The 23,113-nt window shown below is 48.0% G+C and carries 20 protein-coding genes and 1 rRNA gene; 6 read left to right on the forward strand and 15 right to left on the reverse strand.

Annotated elements, in window-relative coordinates; all coding sequences use genetic code 11:
- Positions 1-41 precede the first annotated feature (41 nt).
- The 7 genes from H4O21_RS06205 to H4O21_RS06235 form a co-directional block, all read right to left on the reverse strand.
- Positions 42-674, reverse strand: a complete 633-nt coding sequence (locus tag H4O21_RS06205; protein WP_182807975.1) for a hypothetical protein — start codon at positions 672-674, stop codon at positions 42-44.
- 178 nt (positions 675-852) lie between these two features.
- Positions 853-2,874: a Fe(3+)-hydroxamate ABC transporter permease FhuB gene (fhuB, locus tag H4O21_RS06210; protein ID WP_255487162.1), complete on the reverse strand. Its 2,022-nt coding sequence runs from the start codon at positions 2,872-2,874 to the stop codon at positions 853-855.
- Positions 2,875-2,987: 113 nt separating this feature from the next.
- The gene (locus H4O21_RS06215; protein ID WP_220495529.1) at positions 2,988-4,166 is read right to left on the reverse strand and encodes an ABC transporter substrate-binding protein; all 1,179 of its coding nucleotides are present in this window, start codon (positions 4,164-4,166) and stop codon (positions 2,988-2,990) included.
- Entirely contained in the window at positions 4,160-4,969 is an 810-nt protein-coding gene (locus H4O21_RS06220) for an ABC transporter ATP-binding protein (RefSeq protein WP_182807976.1), read from the reverse strand. Before H4O21_RS06220 ends, H4O21_RS06215 begins: the two co-directional genes overlap by 7 nt.
- 62 nt (positions 4,970-5,031) lie before the next feature.
- Positions 5,032-5,907 carry a (2Fe-2S)-binding protein gene (locus tag H4O21_RS06225; RefSeq protein ID WP_182807977.1) on the reverse strand — a complete coding sequence of 292 codons (876 nt, stop codon included), beginning with the start codon at positions 5,905-5,907 and terminating at the stop codon, positions 5,032-5,034.
- Positions 5,908-5,937: 30 nt separating this feature from the next.
- The gene (locus tag H4O21_RS06230) at positions 5,938-8,085 is read right to left on the reverse strand and encodes a TonB-dependent siderophore receptor (RefSeq protein WP_182807978.1); all 2,148 of its coding nucleotides are present in this window, start codon (positions 8,083-8,085) and stop codon (positions 5,938-5,940) included.
- A gap of 137 nt (positions 8,086-8,222) precedes the next feature.
- Entirely contained in the window at positions 8,223-9,140 is a 918-nt protein-coding gene (locus H4O21_RS06235; RefSeq protein WP_220495530.1) for a helix-turn-helix domain-containing protein, read from the reverse strand.
- Between the two features lie 265 nt (positions 9,141-9,405).
- On the opposite strand from H4O21_RS06235, the gene H4O21_RS06240 reads away from it, so the two are divergent.
- Positions 9,406-10,404: an MbnB/TglH/ChrH family RiPP precursor modification enzyme gene (locus tag H4O21_RS06240; RefSeq protein WP_182807980.1), complete on the forward strand. Its 999-nt coding sequence runs from the start codon at positions 9,406-9,408 to the stop codon at positions 10,402-10,404.
- 128 nt (positions 10,405-10,532) lie between these two features.
- Here the strand turns inward: H4O21_RS06240 and H4O21_RS06245 are convergent, their stop codons facing one another.
- The 7 genes from H4O21_RS06245 to H4O21_RS06275 form a co-directional block, all read right to left on the reverse strand.
- Positions 10,533-10,934 carry a 5-carboxymethyl-2-hydroxymuconate Delta-isomerase gene (locus H4O21_RS06245; RefSeq protein ID WP_182807981.1) on the reverse strand — a complete coding sequence of 134 codons (402 nt, stop codon included), beginning with the start codon at positions 10,932-10,934 and terminating at the stop codon, positions 10,533-10,535.
- A 156-nt stretch (positions 10,935-11,090) separates the two neighbouring features.
- Positions 11,091-12,611: a 5-carboxymethyl-2-hydroxymuconate semialdehyde dehydrogenase gene (gene hpaE, locus H4O21_RS06250; RefSeq protein ID WP_182807982.1), complete on the reverse strand. Its 1,521-nt coding sequence runs from the start codon at positions 12,609-12,611 to the stop codon at positions 11,091-11,093.
- A gap of 25 nt (positions 12,612-12,636) precedes the next feature.
- Positions 12,637-13,407, reverse strand: coding sequence for a fumarylacetoacetate hydrolase family protein (locus tag H4O21_RS06255; RefSeq protein WP_182807983.1), 771 nt, complete (start codon positions 13,405-13,407; stop codon positions 12,637-12,639).
- A 3-nt stretch (positions 13,408-13,410) separates the two neighbouring features.
- Positions 13,411-14,055 carry a fumarylacetoacetate hydrolase family protein gene (locus tag H4O21_RS06260; RefSeq protein WP_182807984.1) on the reverse strand — a complete coding sequence of 215 codons (645 nt, stop codon included), beginning with the start codon at positions 14,053-14,055 and terminating at the stop codon, positions 13,411-13,413.
- A gap of 159 nt (positions 14,056-14,214) precedes the next feature.
- Positions 14,215-15,018 carry a 4-hydroxy-2-oxoheptanedioate aldolase gene (hpaI, locus tag H4O21_RS06265; protein WP_182807985.1) on the reverse strand — a complete coding sequence of 268 codons (804 nt, stop codon included), beginning with the start codon at positions 15,016-15,018 and terminating at the stop codon, positions 14,215-14,217.
- A gap of 50 nt (positions 15,019-15,068) precedes the next feature.
- Positions 15,069-15,872 (reverse strand): 2-oxo-hept-4-ene-1,7-dioate hydratase, encoded by an 804-nt coding sequence (gene hpaH / locus H4O21_RS06270; protein ID WP_182807986.1) that lies wholly within the window; start codon positions 15,870-15,872, stop codon positions 15,069-15,071.
- Between the two features lie 273 nt (positions 15,873-16,145).
- Positions 16,146-17,849 (reverse strand): methyl-accepting chemotaxis protein, encoded by a 1,704-nt coding sequence (locus H4O21_RS06275; RefSeq protein ID WP_182807987.1) that lies wholly within the window; start codon positions 17,847-17,849, stop codon positions 16,146-16,148.
- Positions 17,850-18,166: 317 nt separating this feature from the next.
- Here H4O21_RS06275 and H4O21_RS06280 point away from each other — a divergent pair, with 317 nt between their 5' ends.
- The 5 genes from H4O21_RS06280 to H4O21_RS06300 all read left to right on the forward strand — a co-directional run bounded on the left by H4O21_RS06280 (position 18,167) and on the right by H4O21_RS06300 (position 22,853).
- On the forward strand, positions 18,167-18,943 hold the full coding sequence (locus H4O21_RS06280) for a hypothetical protein (protein WP_182807988.1): 777 nt from the start codon (positions 18,167-18,169) through the stop codon (positions 18,941-18,943).
- 118 nt (positions 18,944-19,061) lie between these two features.
- Positions 19,062-19,214 carry a hypothetical protein gene (locus H4O21_RS06285; protein WP_182807989.1) on the forward strand — a complete coding sequence of 51 codons (153 nt, stop codon included), beginning with the start codon at positions 19,062-19,064 and terminating at the stop codon, positions 19,212-19,214.
- A gap of 387 nt (positions 19,215-19,601) precedes the next feature.
- The gene (locus H4O21_RS06290) at positions 19,602-21,158 is read left to right on the forward strand and encodes a cryptochrome/photolyase family protein (RefSeq protein WP_182807990.1); all 1,557 of its coding nucleotides are present in this window, start codon (positions 19,602-19,604) and stop codon (positions 21,156-21,158) included.
- Between the two features lie 136 nt (positions 21,159-21,294).
- Entirely contained in the window at positions 21,295-21,471 is a 177-nt protein-coding gene (locus H4O21_RS06295; RefSeq protein WP_182807991.1) for a hypothetical protein, read from the forward strand.
- Positions 21,472-21,653: 182 nt separating this feature from the next.
- Positions 21,654-22,853 carry a BaiN/RdsA family NAD(P)/FAD-dependent oxidoreductase gene (locus tag H4O21_RS06300; protein ID WP_182807992.1) on the forward strand — a complete coding sequence of 400 codons (1,200 nt, stop codon included), beginning with the start codon at positions 21,654-21,656 and terminating at the stop codon, positions 22,851-22,853.
- A 170-nt stretch (positions 22,854-23,023) separates the two neighbouring features.
- On the opposite strand, the gene rrf is transcribed toward H4O21_RS06300, so the two are convergent.
- Positions 23,024-23,113 (reverse strand): 5S ribosomal RNA (gene rrf, locus H4O21_RS27790); the annotation flags it as partial.

Genomic DNA, 23,113 nt, shown 5'->3' on the forward strand with positions numbered 1-23,113 from the left:
AGAGGCTATAGCCTCTGTTTGTTATAGTAAGGGGCAATCTTTTATGCTGCAGCCATAATACGCTGGAATGCCAGTTGCTGGCGAACACTCTGATTACCTTCACACCAGTTGTAACCAATACGCTGCCAGATCGGATCATTGGCATCCAGACCTAATGCCTGAATAAAGTCCTGCTGTACCACCATAAACTGGTGTTTATAAGGCAGCAGATATCCCCCTTGCTGCTGATGTACAGTCAGTGCTTCAGAGTAATCCCTGCACCAGTGATTAAGGAAAGTCGTACAACGGCCAGGATACCAGAACTCTCCGTAGCCTTGCCGATGGTCAAACCGGCCTTGCGGGCCATGCTCAGCAAAATAGGACTCACAGCTTAAAACCTGACGGGCATGTTCCCAATCGCTAAAACCAAATTGACGGGCAATATAGCGCTGACAATGTTTCAGCTGTATCACTTTTTGTTCTGCGATATTTTGTTGAGCAGCATTGTGCTGATCAGTATTTTGCCGGTCATTATCTTGTAAAGCGGCTTTTTTTAAATCAGCGTGGCGCTTTGTTGATGCCGTATCAGATGCGACGTGTGATCTACTGACAAGCTGCACTAATCCAGCAGGTGCCGGTGAGGTTTTCAGAAGTTTTTTCGCGCGGATTTTCAGCTCTTCTATTGGCGTAGTCATTATTCAATCCCAGAGTCATTTTTGTTTCCCGCATAACAAAGCTTCAGAATTAAATGATAATGCTGGCCAATGATGGCTATTTATTCAGAACAGGGTGAGATCCTCTTGGCGGGCAGGCGTCCCTGAACACCTGTCCGCGCATTATGACGATCCTTGTCCGTAAAGGCAAATCGATTAATCAGGCAACAGAGCGCTTACTCACCCGTCCCTTCAGCAATAAAAAGACAAAATAGCTACCGCCAATCAGTGATACGACAGTGCCAGCCGACAGCTGAGCAGGATAGATCACGACCTGCCCCAGCCAGTCCGCCAGTAACAAAAAGGTAGCGCCCAGCATAGCAGCGACTAACAACTGAGGTACAACGGCTCTGGCTCCCAGCATAGCGGCCATATGAGGTGCTAATAGTCCGATAAAAGCCACAGGTCCCATAACGGCCGTTGTCAGTGCGCACAAACCGGCTGATATCATTAATAACAGCACAAAAGCCCGATTCACATCTAATCCACGGGCCTGCGCAACTGATCGTCCAGCTGAAATCAGTGTTAGCCAGCGATGGCAGATCAACGCCAGCCCGACCATGATAACGGTTCCGGCTAACAGCAGTATGGCTTCTGACGTGTCGACTTTATAGGTCGAACCCGATAACCAGCGCAGAATAGAGTACACATCATCGGTGCCTTTAATCAGTACAAACTGCACCAGGGTTTCAATCAGTGCTGCCAGGGCAATACCGGTCATAATGACAACAGAAGGCGCATACGCTTTACGCCTGCCCAGCATCAGCAAAATAGCCAGCGTCAGCATACTGCCGCCAAAAGCGACTACCGGACCAGAATTATGATCAAACTGCCCTGCCAGCATGCCTGAGACCACAATGGCAAACACTGCTCCGGCAGACATACCTAACAGATCCGGGCTGGCCAGTGGGTTATGAATAAGACGTTGCATAATCACTCCGGCAATGGCCATCCCCGAACCAGCCGCAATGGCAGTGCTGATTCTTGGCCAGCGCAACGACCAGATAAATTCACTGGGAATGGTCACCAGCCAGCCTTGTTTCAGTAGCTGAACAAAACTACTGGCAAACAGCACCAACAGGAACACCAGCACCAGAGCCAGCAGCGTAATACGACTTAATCGCTCTGCCCCTTGTGGCATACGGAAAAACAATTGATCCTGCGCAGATAAACGCCGGTGTGTAAACCAGATCAGAGCCGGAGCACCCACTAAAGCGGCAGTAATACCAGAAGGAATAAGCTCTACCGTAAACTGACTCAGATAAAGCGCCAGGCTATCGGTCATAAGTAACAACAGAATCCCCAGTGCCGCACTGACCAGTAATTCGCTACGAGCAGTCACCGCACCAAGTGATCGGGCAATATTCGGGGCGATCAGCCCGATAAAACCAATCACGCCGACAACCGTCAGTACTGATGACACCAGCCAGATGCCGCAGACCATCAGCAATAAAAACAGCGCGGCTACATTCATACCACGAGCAGCAGCACCTTCCTGCCCTAAACGCAATAATGTTAATACCCTTGGCCCAATCGCCAGAATCAGCACTATGGCACTTAAACGGGGTAGTAACCAGAGAACAGAATCCCAGCCATTCTGTGACAGATCACCGGCTCCCCAGATAAACAGGTTACGAGCATACTGATCATTCAGCAGGATAATGGCGCTGGTCAGTGCTCCTAGCAGAATATTTACCGACATACCCGCCAGCACAACCGGTAAACCACTCAGGTTCTGCCAGCCCGCAATCAGAATGACCAGTGCCATCGACAATAAAGCCCCCAGCATGGCAAAACTGGCAGCATAATCTTCTACCAGAGCAGGCCACCAGATATTAAGAATAATCAGCGCCAGCCAGGCACCACTGGAAGTGCCCAGAGTCATGGGTGATAACAGAGGATTACGGGTCAATTGCTGAATCAGACTACCGGTTAATCCCATCACCATGCCGACTAACAACACCATGGCTAAGCGAGGTAAGCGGGCATAAAAGTACTCATAATCACCGAAAGTATCTGAGGGTTGCCCCATAATCAGCTGCCACTGTCTGGCCGGTGAAATTTCTGTCCCTATCTGCAGATAAATCAGAGACAGAGCAATAATCAGAGCTGTAAATCCCGGAATAAAACGATTTCGGGGCACACTACCAGCTACAGCATGAGGTAAAGAAGATGACGTCAACACTACGTCCTTATAGGTCAAATCAGGGTCAAATGAAATCAGGGCGTATCAGGTCAGGTTAGCCCAATGGAGCCATATCTGGCTTAGTTATAATTTAGTCCGCAGCCAGTAGCTTATTCATCAGCTACTGGTTTCATTGCCAGCGAGTTACCAGCATACTGAGGCGCAATTTCTAACAAGCTTTCCGTTAGTGCTTCAGCCATATAGCCCAGAGACATAGCGCCACCGTATGTCCACGCCGGTTTAATACGATTACTGCGCCCGGAGCGGACAAAAGGCATCGCCTGCCAGATAGCTGAGCCTTTAAGCTTCTTCTCCTGCTCAAATGGCGTAAAGTACAGCACCACGCCCTGGTTAATATCTCTGAGATTGAGCAGCCGGGTCTGAGTAATGCCCCATTGGGTCATCGGCTGTGGCATTGCCGGACGGATACCCAGCATCTCCAGCGCATATTGCGACATCGAGTTATCACCATAGACATACACAGAGGTCAGGCTGGCAAAGCGAATGGTGGTCACTTCTGGCAATTTGCCATTAAAAGCCCGTTGCAGTTTGTTTTTCAGTCGATCAACACGGGCCTGCATCTGCTGTAGCTTCTGTTCAGCGAGAGCTTCTTTCTGCACCAGTCTGGCCAGAGTCCGGAACGTCTCAACTGCTGCTTCTGCGTTATTATGATGTTTGCTGAAAGTATCGAAGTACAACACCGGAGCAATACGCATCAAACGTTTTTTCAGAGCTTTATGGCGATGAGTAATCAGAATCAGATCCGGTTTTATAGCGGCCAGACGCTCCAGGTTAGGCTCATCCCGTAGCCCCAGTTCCTCAGTCGAGTCAGGGACACGGGGCCTGACCACCCATTCGTGGTAGGCATCTATTTCCGGGATAGCCACCGGAGTAACACCCAGTTCTATCAGTTGCTCTGTCAGATCCCAGTTCAGTACTGCGATGCGCTCAGGGGGGCGTTCAAAGTAAAAACTCTTTTCTGAGTCTTTAATCACATAGCCCGTTTTTTCAGCAGTCTGATTCAGGGAAGCCTGGTCAGAACTCTGTTGCCAGTCACTGTCGCTTAGTCCGACACGACGATCAGACATCGCCAGTTGCAGATTATCGGTGGAAATAACCCGGCTATTTTTATCATCATAGGCATCAACCGAAGGACTCAGTAGCAATAACAGCGCCAGCCAGAACAATAACCCGAAGATCACCGTAAACGGCAGGGTAAACCGCAGCTTAAAATTCATGCGATACCAGATGGCCTGGCCGGTATTTTTCGGGAAAAAACGCTTTAACATACCACCGCCACCTTATGCAGATTATCCGGGTGATTCATCAGTCTGACTGGCACCTGATACAGCTCCGTTAGCAATTCATCATTCAGGAAACCGGTATCCTGTTCCTGTGTGCGCCCCTGTTGCTGTTCTGAACCATGCACAGCACCCTGATAAAACAGCTCTCCACCTTTCAGTGCGATCACCTGATCAGCAAAACGGGATACCAGATTCAGGTCATGCAGAATCACTATTACTCCGCGTCCGGTTTCCTGGTTCAGTTGTTTCAGCAACGCCATCAGGTCGTACTGATGACTCAGATCCAGTGCCGAGGTGGGTTCGTCCAGCAGTAATACCGGGGATTGCTGAGCTAACAGCATGGCGATCCAGGCTCTTTGCCGCTCACCACCGGATAACTGATCAGCCAGAGTATCGGCATAAGCACTGACTTCAGTTTGCTGCATCGCCTGAGTAATAATCTGCTGATCTTCCTTTTGCCAGCGCCCCAGCGTACCCCTCCACGGGAAACGTCCCTGACGTACCAGTTCTCTGACCGTCAGCCCTGCCACTTCAGGCAAGCGCTGCGGTAAAAACGCGATCTGGCGGGCCAGCATTTTTTGCGATAATGACGCCAGTAACTGTCCCTGGAATGCAATCTCTCCCTGATCCGGCGTTAACTGTCGCGCCAGCAGATTCATCAGCGTCGATTTTCCCGAACCGTTATGCCCGAGAATGACCGTGAAGGCCTTATCATCAATACTCAGCTGATCCAGTTTCAGAATCACCCGCTGATTTCTCTCAATACGGATATTATGTAGCTCAAACATCAGATTATTCTCGGTATATCACAGGGTATAAAAGTGCCAGTCAAAGCTATTCGTCATCGTCATCAGGCCGCTTTATTTTTCTTCAGCCGGGGACAGTTTGCGCATAAATCACCATCTTCCCGGCGATAATGCATGCAGCAGGTCAAGCGCTTCAGGTACAGGCCCGGCCCATGCGGCTCAATCATCTCAGTCGAAGACACCGCCAACAGAGCTGGTTTTTCTTTCAGTCGCAGATAATGTTCAACCGGCAGTTCCAGTCCCTTCAGCCATAAAATGGCATCAGCAATAAAACGCTCTTTTTCATTAAGTCTCTGGTGCAACCAGGGCGCCGCAGTAAAACCCCAGTGCTGCTGCTCTTCTTGCGTTAGTGTTTGTTTTACAAAGCTATTCAGCTCATTTGATGCTTCCGCAAGCCGTAGTAACGTCAACAGCACGCGATCTGCCATAACCCGCTGGCTTTTAGCTTTCGAAAAACCACTGATCCGCTCAAACTCCCACTGCAACTGCTGAATAACAGGCCTTATCTGCTGACAGGCCAGAGCAATCAGTTCGGGAACCGTACATCCGGAATATTTCAGACAGTACCAGCGTCCTTCAGGTAAAAAGAAACCTGAGACCATGTCACCTTTCTGCTGCTGGGCCAGTTTGCCCAGAGAAGAAGGCACAGATCCCAGGCAGTAGAGACTGAGAAAAGAAAGGTATAATGGCTGCCAGGTCAGCACGCCCCAGCCCCGGGTCTGCCAGTAAGGTTTTCCCGAGGACGCATGAAGACTCTGCAGCTGATGATAGAAACGCTGCAGAGCTAGAGTATTGTCCTGCCCGGCCCGGATCAGCTCCGGGCCACCTTCGCCACTTTGCCCCGTCAGGGCTGGAGATACCTGGCTGGCCAGATCAAACAGGACTTCATTTTTTTTATCAGAGATAACAATATCGGGCATCAGTGCCTTATTTACCTTGTATTACGTGAATCAAAAGTCATATTTCAGACTGGCCTCCACAGTGCGCTCCGCACCAAACCAGCAGTTATTAGCGTCGTAGCAGGTGTAGGATTTTTCATCGAACAGGTTACTGATGCTGAAGCGCACACTGGCACCGGACATGGCGGCATTAAGGCCAGCCAGATCATAGGAAACAGACAGGTCTGTCAGCGTGGCAGATGGCACCGTATCCGTATTCAGAGCATCCATCTGAGCTTTACCAATATGGCGGATGCCATAGCCCAGGGTGGTTCCGGCCAGCGCGCCGGTATAGAAGTCATAATTGGCCCAGACAGATACCATCTGTTCCGGAGAGCGGATCGGAGTCTTACCCTGCAGACCATTGTTGTCTTTAGTCACTTCCACATCCTGCCAGGTATAAAACGCCGACAGGGACAGGTTATCGTTCAACTGAGAACTCAGCTCCAGCTCGACACCTCTGGATTCGATCTCACCGGCCTGAATCTGATCATATGGCGAACCCTGAGGGTCACGGGTTGGAACATTATCCTTGGTGATGTGATATGCCACTACAGAACCGGACAGGCGGCCATCCTGAGATTTATACTTAACACCGGTCTCCCACTGCTCACCAGCAGATGGTTTGAATTTATCGCCATTACGATTAGAACCGGTCTGAGGCTCAAAACTCTGGGCGAAGCTGACAAAAGGCGCAAAGCCATTATCCAGGCTATACAGCGCGCCCACACGACCAGACACCTTGTGCTGAGTCACCTCATTATCAACCGGCGCACTATATTTGGTGCCTTTCTCAGACCCGGAGTAATCGTCATAACGCACACTGCCGATCAGAGTCAGCTGATCAAAACGGATCTGATCCTGCAGATAAACTCCGATCTGCTCATGCTTTTTATCGAAATTACTGCTGTACAGCGTGTTAGTCATATTGACCGTGCTGCGATCCACCAGGTTATTGTTCTGGTTAAACAGATCAATGGCGACAATGGTGTCATCTTCATAACGGATGTCAGAATCCAGTTTCTGATAGTCCAGACCAATCAGCAGATTATGCTCAACAGAACCGGTCATAATGCGGCCTGATAACTGATTATCCAGCGTGATGCCATCACTGGTCTCATCGGTCATATAAGCCTGACGATTCAGTGTGCGCATATCCTCATTCAGTGAAGAGGAATAGGTGTTTTCCTGATACGCTTCGGCCTTCATTACTCGGGCCTGATGCAGGAAGGTCCAGTTATCGTTCAGTTCATGGTTGATTTTGTAGCCGAACAGCGTGACTTCACGTTCATAGGCGTTCCAATTCTGATCACCGGCATAGCTGTTATTATCAAACTTACCATTCGGATTATCACGAAACATACCAGCCGCTGGCATGGTATTGTGAATTCCCATTTCAGGATCATCCTGATAATAGAGGTTGAAGTTGATCAGGGTACGATCAGACACCTGCCAGTCCAGCGATGGCGCTATCATACGGCGCTTATCACTGGCCGTATTAGCCTGCGAGTCCTGATCACGCACCAGACCCACGACCCGGTATGCAAAATCAGACTCACCGATCTGACCGGTAGAATCAAAGCTGGCTTCTTTTTTATTGTAGCTACCAGTAGCCAGCTCAATGCTGTGTGCGGACTCTGTCTGTGGCTTTTTACTGATCAGGTTAACCATGCCACCTGGTGGCATACTGCCGTACAGTGCTGATACCGGGCCTTTAAATACTTCAACCTGCTCCAGCGCTTTCGCATCAATCTGAGGCTGAATATTCCAGTCGTTATACAGCAGCTGCAAACCGTCGTAAGCGTTCAGATAATTAGAGAAACCACGAATGGTAAACTCATCAAAACGAGTCACTGCTCCACCACGCAGCTCAGTATTAACACCTGTGGTGTAACGCAGAGCAGCTGCAACAGAATCAGCGTTGCGCATCGTCAGGTCTTCCTGATCAATCACTGAATAACCCTGTGGGGTCTCTTCTGGTGGCAATGCCGTTTTGGTTGCGGTATTACGGTAGGTACCACCATAAATCACCAAATCATCCTGAGCTTCAGCGCCACTATCTGCCGTTACGGTAATCGGTGAAAGCGCTGCAGCAACAGCCAGTGCCAGCAGATGCGGCCTGAAGCCTGGTGCAGATTGAGATTGATACGGTGTATTCATGGAGTCTCCCGGATAAAATCGAGTAGTAAGAATGAGTTATCTTTGAAATAGAAATTATTCTCAATAATATTGATTTTAACCGTCCCAAACTTAACCATTTGGTGCAAATCACCTGGCCAGTTATCATTTTTACCACTCTACTGAGACACCACTGGTATCCAGTACTCCATCTCCAGATGTTCGCCATTAGCTACGAAATCGGCTGGATATATTTCAAGATCAAACCGATTCAGCCCGCTATAACCCGATCCTGGTAACCAGTGACAGATAAACCACTCCAGAGTGTCATCCAGTAGATGAGCCGGACCAGAAAAAGGAATCACCGCATACTCCTGGGCCGGAATGGTCAGTTGCTCCAGAGAAGGCACACTGGTTTCTGCACTTCTGACGCAGGCCCAGTAATTAATACCGGTATCTCCGTCATCCAGACCACTGGTATCCAGTACACCTATACCCTGCACTGAATGTTCATCAAAAATCACATCGTTCAGAGTGCACTGATTCAATAAACACGAGGATAATGTGCGCCAGATCTCGGGCACTCTGGCAGCAAAATCAGGTTGTTCAGAAAAAATGCCCTGAATCCTGCCGGTTACACCCTGTACCTGGAACTCCGCCTGACTTTCCACTCGAATCTGCAACAGCTTATTTGCCAGTTCCTGTGGCAAACTGATCTCTCTTGCAGGCCACTGCAAAGACACTAACGGCGTTTTTAAACCGGTGCGCTTACCACGCTTACGATACTGGCCCGGTGTACAGGCAAACATCTGGCGGAAACTTCTGCTAAAGCTGATCTCTGATTCAAAACCACATTCCAGAGCAATATCCAGCTGCTTTCTTTTGCTGATCAACAATAGCTCTGCAGCCCGACTCAACCGGAGCTCCCGGACATACTGAGCCACACTCAATCCGGTGTAATGATTAAATACCCGCTGAAACTGCCAGCGTGACCAGCAGCTTTTCTCTGCCAGAGACTCGACAGTTAAGGTCTCATCGAGATGATCATGTATATGATTCAGAGAGCTCTGAATTCGTGAGAAGGCGGTATCCTGCATCGCTATCTGCATCGGCAATCAGTTGATGACAAAAAGATAACAGCAAATAATAATAATTTCTATTTAAAGTTTTAAAAACCATATGTCGTAATATTTTGTAATACCCGAATACGCAGCTCGTTGCTACTTTAAGCTCATTCACTCTGGCTTATATCTGAATTTAATCACTACACATACCTGCAACCATATGGCGTAAAAACAAAGCAGATAATGTATTTAAGCCCTCCATCTGCTGAACCAAACCAGACTAACAACAGGGTGACTCATGTCCACTCAGATATCAAACAATCAACTCCGGTCAGATTTGTGCCACCACTTACCGAAACTGGGGTTTGGTGTGAGCCTTCATAGCAGTCACTTTGAATGGTTACTCAGAAACGATCTGAATCCAGCCGCTTTCACTTCCCTTGTACGCCCGGTAGACTGGTTTGAAGTTATCAGTGAGCACTTTCTGAGTGATGATGGTTTTACTCATTACATTCTGGATAGGATTCGGGAACGTTATCCTGTCGTCATGCATGGTGTTTCCTTGTCTATCGGAACAACCGCTCCTGTAAACTGGCACTATCTGCACCGGTTGAATGCCCTGATCAAAGGTATCCAGCCTGCCTGGGTATCAGATCATATCTGCTGGAGTGGAATATCAGGAACACATAGCCACGACATGCTTCCTTTGCCTTATACAGAAGAAAGCCTCAAGCACGTGATTAAACGGGTTAACGAAGTTCAGGATTTTCTCCAGCGCCCTCTGGTACTGGAAAACCCTGGTTGTAGTCTGCAATTCCAGCATGCCGGAATGAGTGAAATTCAGTTTATTACGACACTCTGTAGCGAAACGGGGTGCGGTTTACTGCTTGATATTAACAACCTGTACCACTCATCTTTAAATCATCATTTTGATGCAGAAGACTATATCCGGTCACTCCCACATCAACAGATTGTTCAGATGCATCTGAACGGATCCGTTCATTGCGACAGACAAAGTGATCATACCCACAAGGCTACAACCTCGGGACAGGTATGGCAGTTGTATCAAAAAGCCCAACAACAGGCTCCGGATTGTCCTACGCTGCTGGAATGGGATACCAGTATTCCTGAGTTTCCACATATGGTAGAAGCACTTAATCAGGTAAGGCGTGCTTTAAGCAAAGACTTACCCGTTGGAGAAATGCGCTGCAAGCCCGGAACCATACTTCCGGATTCAGGTATTACGTCGCAGCCAATTCACGATAACCTGCGAACCCGTTACGCTGAATCTGAATGATCCGCAGAGAGAACAAGAAGAATCTCAGAATCAGAAAAAAGCTGATGTGATATCCCTCAAAGAGATACAGAGGAAACAGAATATGACTGTCTCCTCTGATAAAATCGTATGTTATGTACCAGAGAGGTTTATGAAACACTCTCTTTTTTAGCCGCCAGCTTCTGGTGAATATTATTCTGACGATAGTTCAGAGTCGGATGCAGCTCGGTTAATTCAAAGCCAATACTCATATAACGGCGATCAAAAACAGGCTGAAGCTGCTGAGTGAAGGTCTCAAATACTTTATCTGCGGCCGCTTTCAGTACCTCAGGCTCACGACCCGAGCCCACTTTGGCTGTCAGATGAACAAACGTATTATCCGGATCACCTTCTGCAATACGGTAATGCTCACAACGTACAGCGCGAGTACGGATACCACCAATTGGAAAAACACCCGTGGCAATAGCCGTTTCATTCAGTGCTTCAAATAATGCCGGAATATCCAGGTCATCATCCAGATTGGCAGAATATTCCATAATAAAATGCGGCATAAATCATCTCCTGGAAACAGTATCAAACGGTTCTGAATCAGATGACCAGCTCCGTCAGATTAAAACAAAAAAACCACAGCACCTGTTCTCCAATGAGAACAGGCGAACTGTGGTAAATAGCACAAGCAAGTGTCTGAAAAAAATCATTCAGTCGGATTAACGACCTAAAACAGGTACACGGTGAGTATCGTGAGCGATACACACGTTTTTGGTTTCCATGTAGAAATCAAAACTCCAGTCACCGCCGTCACGACCGATACCGGACATCTTCATGCCACCGAACGGAGAAGGCAGGTTACGGTTGTTTTCTGAGTTCACCCACAGCATACCGGCTTCAACTTTGTCCGCCATACGCATGGCACGACCAGTGTTAGCGGTCCAGATATAACCGGCCAGACCGTAAATGGTGTCGTTAGCCAGTTGTACCGCTTCTTCTTCAGTGTCAAATTCAATCGCAGTCAGCACAGGGCCAAAGATCTCTTCCTGGGCGATACGCATGTTGTTTTTCGCTTCAACAAACAGCGTTGGAGTCACGTAGTTACCCGGACCCATTTCATCACGCAGAGACTTACCACCGACCGCGATCGTTGCGCCGTCTGTTTTAGCAATCTCAAAGTAGCTGGTCACTTTCTCGTAGTGGCCAGTGTGAACCAGAGGACCTACTTCAGTGTTAGGGTCCAGAGAGTGACCTACTTTCAGGTTGGCCACACGCTCTTTCAGTGCTGCTAGGAACTTGTCTTTGATACCGCTTTGGATCAGCAGACGGCTGGAGCTGGTGCAACGCTGACCGTTCAGGCTGTAGATCATAAATACAACCGCATCCAGAGCGCGGTCGAAGTCGGCATCGTCAAATACGATCACTGGGTTCTTACCACCCAGTTCCAGGTGCAGACGCTTCAGTGTATCAGCCGTCTGTGCCTGAATCTTTTTACCTGTCGCAGAGTCACCTACCAGAGCAACCGCTTTAATCGCAGGGTGTTGAGTCAGTGTCTTACCCGCAACAGCACCAAAACCGTTAATGGTGTTCCAAACACCTTTTGGCAGACCGGCTGCTTCTGCACACTCGGCCAGAATCGCACCAGTCAGCGGGCTCAGCTCAGCGGGCTTATGTACAACGGTACAACCCGCTGCCAGTGCTGGAGCGATCTTCCAGGTGGACAGCATGAACGGCGTGTTCCATGGCGTGATAACCGCCACAGGACCGATTGGGCTACGTACCGTGAAGTTGGTGTGTTGGTCCTGATGCAGAGACAGACCATTACGGGCTTCAGGGGCCTGATCCGCGAAGAAACGGAAGTTAGCTGCGCCACGTACTGCCGCCTGACGCATAAAACGCAGAGGCTGGCCACAGTCCATCGCTTCAACCAGAGCAATCTCTTCAGCACGTTTTTCCAGCTCGTCACCCAGACGGTGCAGAATCTTCTTACGCTCAGCACCTGGAGTAGCGGCCCATGCAGCCGCTGCTGCCGCTGCCGCTTCACAGGCTGCATTGACGTCTTCGTCAGTAGCTGCAACAACTTTACCCAGGTAGCTCTGGTCAGTTGGAGTCGTGTTATCAAACGTCTCACTACCAGTACCCAGAGTCCACTCACCATTGATGTAGTGACCCAGAGTGTTTTCTTTAAAGCGGGCCAGATAACCCTCGGCTTTAGCGATATTTTCGTTCAGTTCACTCATTTCGAAATCTCCTAAGGTTATCTGATTAGTATTTGTCGCCGTAGAACTCTTGCTCAGACACGATGTACGTGGTCAGAGCACCGACTTTTTCAATTTCACACACTACGGTGTCACCAGGCTGCATATCTTTCAGACCTTTTGGCGTACCGGTGGCGATCATATCGCCTGGCTTCAGGGTCATGATCTTGCTCAGGTATTCCACCAGGAAAGGTACGTCGAAGATGATGTCTTTTGTGGTGCCTTCCTGAGTCAGCTCACCGTTTACGTGGGTGGTCAGACGCAGATCAGAGATATCCCCTACGTCTTCCTTGTCGATCAGCCATGGGCCGATTGGGCACAGGGAGTCACGGCTCTTCACACGCAGGTTTGGACGGTAGTAGTTTTCCAGGTAGTCACGGATCGCAAAGTCGTTACATACGGTGTAACCGGCGATGTAATCCATGGCATCTTCACGGGAGATGTTCTTACCTTCTTTACCGATTACCGCCACCAGCTCACACTCGTAGTGTTGGAATTCGATATTGTCCGGACGGTAAGAGTTCTGCTTGTGACCAGTCAGGGTGTTGGCACCTTTCAGGAATACCAGCGGCTCTTTTGGTGGCTCAAACGCCAGCTCAGCAGCGTGATCGGCGTAGTTCAGACCCAGTGCAAAGATGGTGCCTGGTTTTTTGATTGGCGATAACCAGGTCACTTCGCTTTCGCTGATAACTGTACCTTCAGCAGTAACCAGATCACCCTGATCGTTAACGGTTACGTCCAGCTCTACATCGTTGTGTAATACGCGTGCGTGTTTCATCGATTATGCCTCCACCTGGTTAGTCAGTTCAGTTACACCGGCGATAGAAGAAGTTACCTTGTCGCCTTGTTTTACTGGGTGACGGTCACCAGGGAAGCCCACAGCAATCGCATCGCCAGGTTGCAGCGTCATAATGTTAGAGATGATGCTGATCAGTTCAGCAACGCCACGGTGCAGTTGACTTACAGGCAGCTCACCAACAGTTTCACCGTTAACCTGAGTGACAACAGTCAGCGCCTGTGGATCAGCCACATCGCTGGCAGGTACAACCACAGCACCTACAGGTGCAGTACCGTCCTGGCACTTACCTTTGATATCTGGACGGTAGTAGCTTTTCTCTGGCAGAGAGAAATCATGAGTCAGGGTGTAACCCTCAACGTAGCTCAGTGCCTCTTCAGCACTGGTACGACAACATTCTTTACCGAATACCACGGTCAGGCTCGCACCCACAACCAGGCCTTCTTCATTCCAGGCGATGGTGGCACCGTCAGTGTTCCAGGTGTTGTGCGGCTTGAAGTACAGCACCGGCTGAGTCGGTGCTGCTTTATAAGGTGCTTCGTTAAAGGTCGCATCCAGTTTGTCCAGCTGTTGCTGGTCGTTCAGTGCAACGCACACCAGCTTCCCTGTTACGATAGGGTTAGTACTCATTTGCTCTATCCTATAGTTTTCTAATCTGATGCCCAGTGTTTGCCGGTTTGGCTAAACACCGGGGCTTAAAATCTTTGCTGAAAAAGCTAATTCTGTGCGAGAAACTAATTTTGCACGCAAGCGAGTCTGCTACAAAAAGCCAGCCCACTACGGAGCTGCTTAGTAGCTGCTGGAGCCTGAAGACTCTAACTCTTCTCCAGACTTGAATTTCTCAGCCAGCTGCTTAGCGCCATTACTTAGAATCAGCGTATCCACACCGACACCGACAAAGCGGGCACCCACTTCAACGTAGTGCTGAGCCTTGGCAGGGTTGATACACAGCAGCCCCGCCGCTTTACCAGCTGCAGTAATGGTGCGAATACCGTTTTCAATGGCTGCAACCACTTCCGGGTGATCCGGGTTACCGATATGGCCCATCGACGCAGACAGATCGGAAGGACCGATAAATACCGCATCAACACCGTCAACTGCGGCAATTTCCGCCAGGTTCTCGATAGCCGTTGTCGTTTCCGCTTGTACGATCAGACAGATCTCATCGTTAGCGTTTTGCAGATAGCCTGGAATACGATTCCAGTTAGCAGCACGAGCCAGGGAGCTACCCAGACCACGAATACCTTGTGGAGGATAACGGACCGCTTGCACCAGCTCACGGGCTTGTTCTGCTGTATCGACCATAGGTACCAGTACGGTTTGCGCACCGATGTCCAGAATCTGTTTCAGCAGTGCAGTGCGACCTTCTACCGGGCGAACGATAGGCGACACATCATAAGGTGCCATCGCCTGCAGGTGAGTGGTCATGGCGTTCAGATCAAACGGCGCGTGTTCACCGTCGATCAATACCCAGTCAAAACCAGCACCGGCGCAGATCTCAGCGCAGGTACCACCAGGCAGCCCAAGCCATAAACCCCATTGGGTTTTGCCTTCTTTCAGCCCCTGCTTGAATTTATTTTTTGGCAGTTCCATCGTTTTGCTCTCTTAAAGATTGTCGGGAAGTACTGAGTCAGTGCCCTGACTTAAACAAAACGAGCCGTCACACTACCCAGAGGACCAAAGTCCGCGTGTACGGTATCACCGGCTTTTACAGGTACAGGACGGGTAAATGAACCTGACAGAATAAACTGGCCTGGTTCCAGGCCAACACCATGAGGAGCAAAACGTTTACATACCCAGCTGATACCATTAGCCGGATTCCCCAGAACACCTGCTGCTACGCCGGTCTCTTCGATCTGACCGTTCAGGTACAGCAAACCTGCTGCCCAACGCAGATCAATTTCTGTTGGCTTAACCGCACGGCCACCAAAGATCACACCGGCATTAGCCGCATTGTCAGAAATGGTGTCGAAGACTTTACGGGTATAGCCTGTTTCAGGGTCAGTACGCAGACAACGTGCATCAATCAGCTCCATAGCCGGGATCACGTAGTCCGTCGCGTTCAGTACATCAAAAATAGTGACGTTTTCACCAGACAGAGGTTCTTTCAGCACAAAGCCCAGTTCCACTTCAATACGTGGGTCCAGGAAATCAGACGCTTTGATCTCAGCGCCATCATCAAAGAACATAGACTCCAGCAGTACGCCGTAATCTGGTGTATCAATCTGAGAAGCCATCTGCATAGCACGGGATGTCAGACCAATTTTATAACCACGAATGCTATCGCCTTCAGCGATTTTACGATCAACCCAGCACTTCTGAATGGCATAAGCATCGTCCATGGTCATATCCGGATAGTCCAGTGTCAGCGCCGGAAATTGTTTACGCTCTTTTTCCGCCTGATACAGACGTTCCGCAGCATTCTGAATTTGTTCCTGAGTCAGCATATCGCGCCTCTTTTCTTATTGATCTGATCTCAGATACGGCTTACAGGCTTTACCGAATAAGAAAAGCTGATGCCCATGAGTCGTATCAGGTTATGCCTATTAGATAACATATTAATTAATATGTTAAGTATATTCTCAGAAAAAATTTAATTTTTCCTGTCTGACATCAAAAAAAGCAGTGACTTAATCATATGAAGAAGCTGACCAAACCTTAAAAAGCATTTATTTTTCAACGAATAACAAAAACTTCTACCTATAACCTACCGTAAAAGATCAGGTTCGGAACCAGGACATCATTTGTTTTAATTCTTCAGCCATACGAGCCAGTTCTGCTCCGGCCTGAGTCGTTTCTTCCAGACAGGCTGCGTTCTGGTGCGCCAGCTGATTCAGATCAGATACATTGGTCGACATATCATTAATCACCTGGCTCTGTTCTTCTGTTGCCCCGGCAATCTGATTTCCCATTCTGCTAATATCAGACACAGTTTCTGTAATAGCCGCTAATGCCATTCCTGCCTGATCTGATTGCTGTACCACTGCATCCGTCTGCTGACAACTTTTCTGCATCGCTTCTACTACTCGGTTAGAACCATGCTGTAACTGCTCAATAATGGTGCGAATCTCTTCTGTAGATTCCTGAGTTCTTGTTGCCAGCACGCGTACCTCATCAGCCACGACAGAGAAGCCTCGACCTGATTCTCCAGCTCTGGCCGCTTCAATCGCTGCATTCAATGCCAGCAAATTAGTCTGATCAGCAATACTCCGGATCACTTCCAGCACCGATGTGATTTTATTACTGTTTTCTTCCAGTTCAGACACAACACGGCTGTTATCTGTGATTTGTTCAGATAATGCTTTAAGTCGTGCCATAGCTTCTGTCATTACGTTGTGACCTTGCTGAGCCTGACGATCTGCTTTCTGAGAAAACTGTGATGTATGGGAAACATCTCTTACTACATCATGCACTGCTATGCTCATCTGATTCATCGCCGTTGCCAGTGAATCAGTACGCTGTTGCTGAGTCTGTATATTGCGGCTGGCCTCTGACATTGCCATCGACACCTCTTCAGCGGCCGAAGACAGCAGACTACCGATCTGACTCGTTTTTCTGATTATCTCCAGTAGTGCCTGTTGCATCTGTTTCATAGATCGCTGTAGCTTTCCAATTTCGTCATCACCATCAACGCAAATATCTACTGTCAGATCACCTTCAGATACTTTTTTCATTTCACTGGCTGTGACCGCTAAACGACAAATAACATTGTGGCTGATCAGCCAGCTGGTAAGCACTCCTATACATATTGCCAGCAGAACAGACACTAACTGCACCATAAAGGCCTCTCTTTCATGCTCTAATGCCCGTTCTGCTGCTGCATGGGTAAATTGTTCAATTTCGGCCAGCAGCTGTTTAAGATGCTGATCAAGCATATTCTCGTTCTGAAACACTCTGGCAGTCAGTGCTCGCTCGGCAGTTTTCCCCTTTTCCATCAGATCAAAGACCTGATATGCCATAGCTTCAAAGTCATGGTGTTCCTGTTTAATCTCTGCCAGCTTCTTCAGTACCATGCGAAACTCTTGTTTATCTTCTGGCAGATAAGTACCGTTTAGAGTGCTCTCTGCCAGCAGAGCGGCATCTTTCAGGTTTTTCTCAATGTGGTTGCCGGATTGATCGAACAGCTGCCGCTGTTCAGTAAAGCTCTGATAATCCGCAGCAGAAGCTGGTTGACCCTGCGTAAGTAGCAGGCCATAACGCATACCCCGCTCAAAATGAATGGCTTGCTCCAGCTGATGTTCTGTCAGCAGAGTTAATTTCTCAGTCAGCGGAATGTCCTGATGAGCAATGGTTTCCAGCTCATCTCCAATATTTTTCATTGCAAACAGCGCTGTTACCGACATAATCACCATCAGAATAATCAGCAACAGCGCATTGCCCATAACCTTCGCGCGGGTAGAAAAGCGATTCAGCAGAGTATCCATATCACCCTCAGCTACATTAGCTGTGTATACCGTTACACCCTGATCTGAGTATAGGAAGTGAATTTCGCAGCTGCTAAAAAAATACCGATATTCGCAGACGCGTTTGTTGTCACATAGCTAATGACAAAAGATATAGCCTGAATCTTTTCTCTTTCTCTGGCTCTCTCAAATAAAGAGCTGACACACAGAACATCGCATTCAGCTTCAGAATCGAACGATACAGCCGATAGACGGTATATGGCACAAATGTCATGTACAGCAAATACTCAGGCGCCTTTGTCTGACGCCGGTTTGTCTGAATAATTACGAGGTGATGTATGGATATAAAACCCTCAGCCCAAGTTAATGGAAAACTCACAACAACACAGACGGCTAAATCAGCCCCTCAATCACCAGTTTTAACGGCCCCATTCTCAACTAGCCCGAAAACAGAATCTGTCAGTCTGAGCGCAACCAGTCAGATCAGCACAGAGGACTTTGATGCTGCAGTAAAAAGCCTCCAGGAAGATGCATTATCCGGTTTTAGTGGTATCAAAAACGGTCAGTTTGGTATGAGCGCTAATATTGATATCGGCCGATACAATCTTCATCTGGTTGATCAGCGTGTGGAATCTTTGCAAAAGCAATACGGTGAAGCACTGGATAGCGAAGCTCTGAAAAAACAGTTAGTGGAACTCAGCGGTATAGAAACTGAAACCCCTCTGAAAGGCTCAAACAGACAGGACATAATCCCTGAGAACTCCATATTGTATTCTCTGAAAGAGAAAGATGTTCAGGCTCTGACCGACATCTATATCTATGCCAGAGAAAATGATCTGGATACCGATCAGATTGACGGCTTAAGTTTTATGATAGGACTCTACCGCTATGGGCAGGCGAATCATCCTGATATTGCTTACCCAATCAGAGAAACATCTGATACTGAACTGGAACAACAGGCCAGAGCTATCTATTCAAGTCCAGGTTCTGACGTAGTCAAATTCGAACAAGGTTTTCTGGACTTTGCCCTTAACCCGGATAAACGATTGCTGACCTTCAGTAAAATTATCGATATGGATTTCATGGAAAAGATTACTGGACACAGGTGCAGGTGATGCTGAGTTTTTACCTACACGACAATATAAAGTTGGAAAAGCAAGAATCACGGGATCAGAAGCTGAAAGGGCTAAAGTAGAACAGGCATTAAATCCGGATGAAAAAGACCTGAAAAACTTGTCTCCGGAAGAAGCCCTTCAGTATCACCTGACCAACTGGATAGAAGCTCATATACAACCCGATTCACCGCTCAGAGATTTACTTGAAGGCCTTCCCCATAAAGAGCAGGCCCGGTTATTCAGCCAGATGAATCTGATCGACTTGCTGTAAAAACGTTTGAACGATCAGGCGTTTCAGAAATAAACGCATCGGGGGCTATCAGCCAGAAATATATGACTGCCCCTGATTATTCTATGCGCCCCCCCGAAATAGAGACTTATCGCCAAAGTGCTTTGAGCTGGCGGAATTAAATACGGAAACAGATAACTAGCTACTCCGGAATACCTCTCAAAATTCACCTTTGTCATAGCAGATCACGCCATTCTGACGGAGCCTGATAACAATCGACATAATAAGATTCATTATCGCTTTCAGTCAGAAAAGGCTAAGATGACAGATATAAAAATCTGCCTGATTCAGAATATTACGATCAATCTTATGAACCAGAGGCAGTAATCCCGACGTAATAACCTGAAATAGTCTTTTTAAGAGGTGTTCATGTCGTCACTCAGGCTTGTAATGGGGGATCAGTTATCAGAAAGCGTTTCGTCTCTCCGGGACTACCAGCCTGGTGATACTGTTCTGATCTGTGAATTATGGCAAGAAACAACTTACGTTCGACATCACAAGAAAAAACTGGTGTTTATGCTGTCTGCTATGCGCCACTTTTCCCAAGAGCTGAAGCAACATGGGATGAAGGTCAAGTATTTTACTTTGCCAGATGCCCTGACCTGCTTCAGTGAAGCAATACGTACCGTATTAAGTGATGCGTCATATCAAAAAGTCATCGTGACTCATCCCGGTGAATGGCGAGTATTGCAGGAGTTGCTGGATCTTAAGAATCAGTTGAATATCCCTCTGGAGATAAGAAAAGATGACCGTTTTCTTTGCTCGCGGAAAGAATTTGTACACTGGGCTGAGGGGCGCAAACAACTGCGTATGGAGCACTTTTACCGGGAGATGCGTAAACGCTTCAATATCCTGATGGAAGATGGTAAGCCTGCAGGCGGACAATGGAACTTCGATAAGGACAACCGTAAGCATCTGCCAGATGATCTTATTCCTCCACTTCCGGAGCGTTTTGAGCCAGATAAAACAACCCGACAAGTGATTGACACCGTTAACCAGCTATTTCCAGAACATTTCGGAGATACAGACAATTTCTGTTATGCCGTCAATCATAAGGATGCCTTGCGAGCACTGGATGACTTTATCAACAACCGGCTCAGACTATTCGGCGACTACCAGGACGCTATGCGTCAAGGCTCTCCCTGGCTATTTCACTCCATCATCAGTCTTTATCTGAACATAGGGCTACTAACGCCAATGCAGGTTATTCCAAGGGTTGAAAAAGCTTTTAATGAATTCAGAATCCCGATCAATGCTGCTGAAGGCTTTATTCGCCAGGTTCTGGGCTGGAGGGAGTTTGTTCACGGCATCTACTGGCTGCATATGCCAGACTACCCTAAATGGAACACCCTGCACTCTCGGCGCCCTGTACCCGGTTTTTACTGGAGTGCAGATACAAAGATGAACTGTATAGCCGAGTCTGTGCGCAACACTCATGACAATGCCTACGCCCACCATATCCAGCGTTTAATGGTACTGGGTAACTTTGCACTGCTTGCAGGTCTGGCACCAGATAAGGTTAACCAGTGGTATATGGAAGTCTACGCCGATGCTATTGAGTGGGTAGAGCTACCTAATGTTCATGGCATGGCGCTGTTTGCAGATAATGGTATTTTTGCCAGTAAACCCTACGCAGCCGGTGGCAGCTATATCAATCGCATGTCAGACTATTGCAGGCATTGCTACTTTAATGTCCGGTTAAAAAGCGGCATGCAGGCTTGTCCCTTTAATTATCTGTACTGGGATTTTCTGGACAGAAATAAAACCTATCTGGGCAACAACCCACGTCTGGCGTTGCCATATAAGAATCTTGCCAGAATGAGTGATCGTCAGAAAGAGTTGTTCCGGGAAGATGCCAGAGTATTTTTCCGCTCACTTGATAAAGAACAGTACTCTCAGCCAGCACTGATAGATGAAAATCAATGAACTGTCATTAACATGCTACTACTGGTAAAGCTTCACCCATTTTTAAATCAGATAAGAAATGTCACAAAACCTTTATTGCAGCGCAACACAATAAGCGTATAGTCCATAAGTACTAGCGGATAAGGAGTGTTCTCAAATGTCAGAGACACAGTTTGAAATATTGCAGGGCTGGAAAACAGACGATATTCTGGATGGCGTTCGCTTATTGTTGACCGTCACAGAAGTCAGTAATCTGTCAGAATTATTATACCTTAATCAAATGGCAGAAACTTACCGACGCCTTTTTCCTGTGTGCGTGACCTGTCACGACTAATGGTGAGGCACCTCATCCGGCTGTTTGTTAAGCTCTGCACAGCCGGATATTACACAGCAGGTGTATACATCGGCCACGAACCCAACAGTCCAAACGGATTTCCATTCTTGCCGCAGCTCTTTACAGCGGCAACTCAATTCACTACAGTTCGCCTCTTTTTTATCAATTGCAGGTGAAGATATATGGCTGTTAATCAGCACGATGTCATTATTATCGGAGCCGGAGCTGCCGGTCTTATGTGTGCCATCAGCGCTGGTCAGCGTCAGAGAGATGTGCTGGTTATAGATCACGCCAGAAAACCGGGCAATAAAATCATGGTGTCTGGTGGTGGTCGCTGTAACTTCACTAACTACTATATAGAACCAGACCGTTACCTGTCGCGAAATCCTCATTTCTGTAAGTCAGCTCTGAGTCGATATACTCAATGGGACTTTATTGCTATGGTCGACAAACACGGACTGCCTTATCACGAAAAAGAGGAAGGCCAGCTGTTTTCTGACCTGAAATCAAAAGCTATTCTTGACATGATGCTGAAAGAGACAGGGCAAGCTGGTGCCCGTGTACAGCTAAAAACAGAAGTTGACAAGATCAGAACTCTCCCAGAAGGCAAGGCTCCATATCGCTATCAAGTCAGTACCAACCAGGGGGACTATCAATGTCAATCCCTGGTCATCGCCACAGGTGGCTTATCTATGCCGACCATGGGAGCAACGGGCTTTGGTTATCAGGTTGCAGAACAATTTGGACTTAACATACTACCAGGGAAAGCAGCACTGGTGCCTTTTACCCTGCAACCAGAAGAAAAAGAACTGACAGAGCCTCTGTCAGGCCTCAGCACTCCAGCAGTACTCAGCTGTAATAAAAAAAGCTTTACCGGTAGCCTCCTATTTACACACAGAGGTATCAGTGGCCCACCTGTACTACAAATCTCATCTTACTGGAACCCTGGCGATGAACTCCAGATTGACCTGCTACCGGGCACTGATCTGAAAGAGATACTGAAAGATGGCAGGCAGAATCGTCCCAAAACAGAGTTAAAAACCTTATTATCAGATTACTTTCCAGCTCGTCTATCCAAAGCACTATGTGAGCAATGGTTCAAAAACAAAACACTCAGTGAACTGAGCAATGCGGATATCGACCATATCGCCAGTTGCCTGCACCAGTGGCAACCTCGTATATCAGGCACAGAAGGCTACCGCACAGCAGAGGTCACACTAGGCGGCGTTGATACTGACGAACTATCCTCAAAAACGATGGAAGCTAAAAAAGCACCAGGACTCTACTTTATTGGTGAGGTTGTAGACGTATCAGGCCACTTGGGAGGCTTTAACTTCCAATGGGCCTGGTCCAGTGGCTGGGTAGCAGGTGAGGTTGTATAAAAACTCTAATGGCAGACCTACAGGCTATGCAGCACACTGTGCCTGGTAGCCTGTAAGCTTCATTCATCACTCAAACTGTAGATACAAGAGACCAATACAGGATAATGAAACTGTTTTCCATCCTACAACGAAAAAACCCCGGTCATAGAGACCGGGGTTCTTAATTTAAAGCTTGATGATGTCCTACTCTCACATGGGGAGGCCCCACACTACCATCGGCGCTGTACCGTTTCACTGCTGAGTTCGGGATGGAGTCAGGT

This window comes from Oceanospirillum sediminis (genome assembly GCF_014164585.1).
GTDB classification, from domain to species: Bacteria; Pseudomonadota; Gammaproteobacteria; order Pseudomonadales; family Halomonadaceae; genus Oceanospirillum; species Oceanospirillum sediminis.

What these genes read in the sequence shown, in the direction of transcription:
- H4O21_RS06300 (WP_182807992.1), top strand. Translation starts at nt 21,654, where the DNA reads ATGGCTGTTAATCAGCACGATGTCATTATTATCGGAGCCGGAGCTGCC.
- H4O21_RS06280 (WP_182807988.1), top strand. Translation starts at nt 18,167, where the DNA reads ATGGATATAAAACCCTCAGCCCAAGTTAATGGAAAACTCACAACAACA.
- H4O21_RS06220 (WP_182807976.1), bottom strand. Translation starts at nt 4,969, where the DNA reads ATGTTTGAGCTACATAATATCCGTATTGAGAGAAATCAGCGGGTGATT.
- H4O21_RS06260 (WP_182807984.1), bottom strand. Translation starts at nt 14,055, where the DNA reads ATGAGTACTAACCCTATCGTAACAGGGAAGCTGGTGTGCGTTGCACTG.
- hpaE (WP_182807982.1), bottom strand. Translation starts at nt 12,611, where the DNA reads ATGAGTGAACTGAACGAAAATATCGCTAAAGCCGAGGGTTATCTGGCC.
- H4O21_RS06215 (WP_220495529.1), bottom strand. Translation starts at nt 4,166, where the DNA reads ATGTTAAAGCGTTTTTTCCCGAAAAATACCGGCCAGGCCATCTGGTAT.
- H4O21_RS06230 (WP_182807978.1), bottom strand. Translation starts at nt 8,085, where the DNA reads ATGAATACACCGTATCAATCTCAATCTGCACCAGGCTTCAGGCCGCAT.
- H4O21_RS06255 (WP_182807983.1), bottom strand. Translation starts at nt 13,407, where the DNA reads ATGAAACACGCACGCGTATTACACAACGATGTAGAGCTGGACGTAACC.
- H4O21_RS06240 (WP_182807980.1), top strand. Translation starts at nt 9,406, where the DNA reads ATGTCCACTCAGATATCAAACAATCAACTCCGGTCAGATTTGTGCCAC.
- H4O21_RS06205 (WP_182807975.1), bottom strand. Translation starts at nt 674, where the DNA reads ATGACTACGCCAATAGAAGAGCTGAAAATCCGCGCGAAAAAACTTCTG.
- H4O21_RS06295 (WP_182807991.1), top strand. Translation starts at nt 21,295, where the DNA reads ATGTCAGAGACACAGTTTGAAATATTGCAGGGCTGGAAAACAGACGAT.
- H4O21_RS06275 (WP_182807987.1), bottom strand. Translation starts at nt 17,849, where the DNA reads ATGGATACTCTGCTGAATCGCTTTTCTACCCGCGCGAAGGTTATGGGC.
- H4O21_RS06225 (WP_182807977.1), bottom strand. Translation starts at nt 5,907, where the DNA reads ATGCCCGATATTGTTATCTCTGATAAAAAAAATGAAGTCCTGTTTGAT.
- hpaH (WP_182807986.1), bottom strand. Translation starts at nt 15,872, where the DNA reads ATGCTGACTCAGGAACAAATTCAGAATGCTGCGGAACGTCTGTATCAG.
- H4O21_RS06245 (WP_182807981.1), bottom strand. Translation starts at nt 10,934, where the DNA reads ATGCCGCATTTTATTATGGAATATTCTGCCAATCTGGATGATGACCTG.
- H4O21_RS06290 (WP_182807990.1), top strand. Translation starts at nt 19,602, where the DNA reads ATGTCGTCACTCAGGCTTGTAATGGGGGATCAGTTATCAGAAAGCGTT.
- hpaI (WP_182807985.1), bottom strand. Translation starts at nt 15,018, where the DNA reads ATGGAACTGCCAAAAAATAAATTCAAGCAGGGGCTGAAAGAAGGCAAA.
- H4O21_RS06235 (WP_220495530.1), bottom strand. Translation starts at nt 9,140, where the DNA reads ATGCAGGATACCGCCTTCTCACGAATTCAGAGCTCTCTGAATCATATA.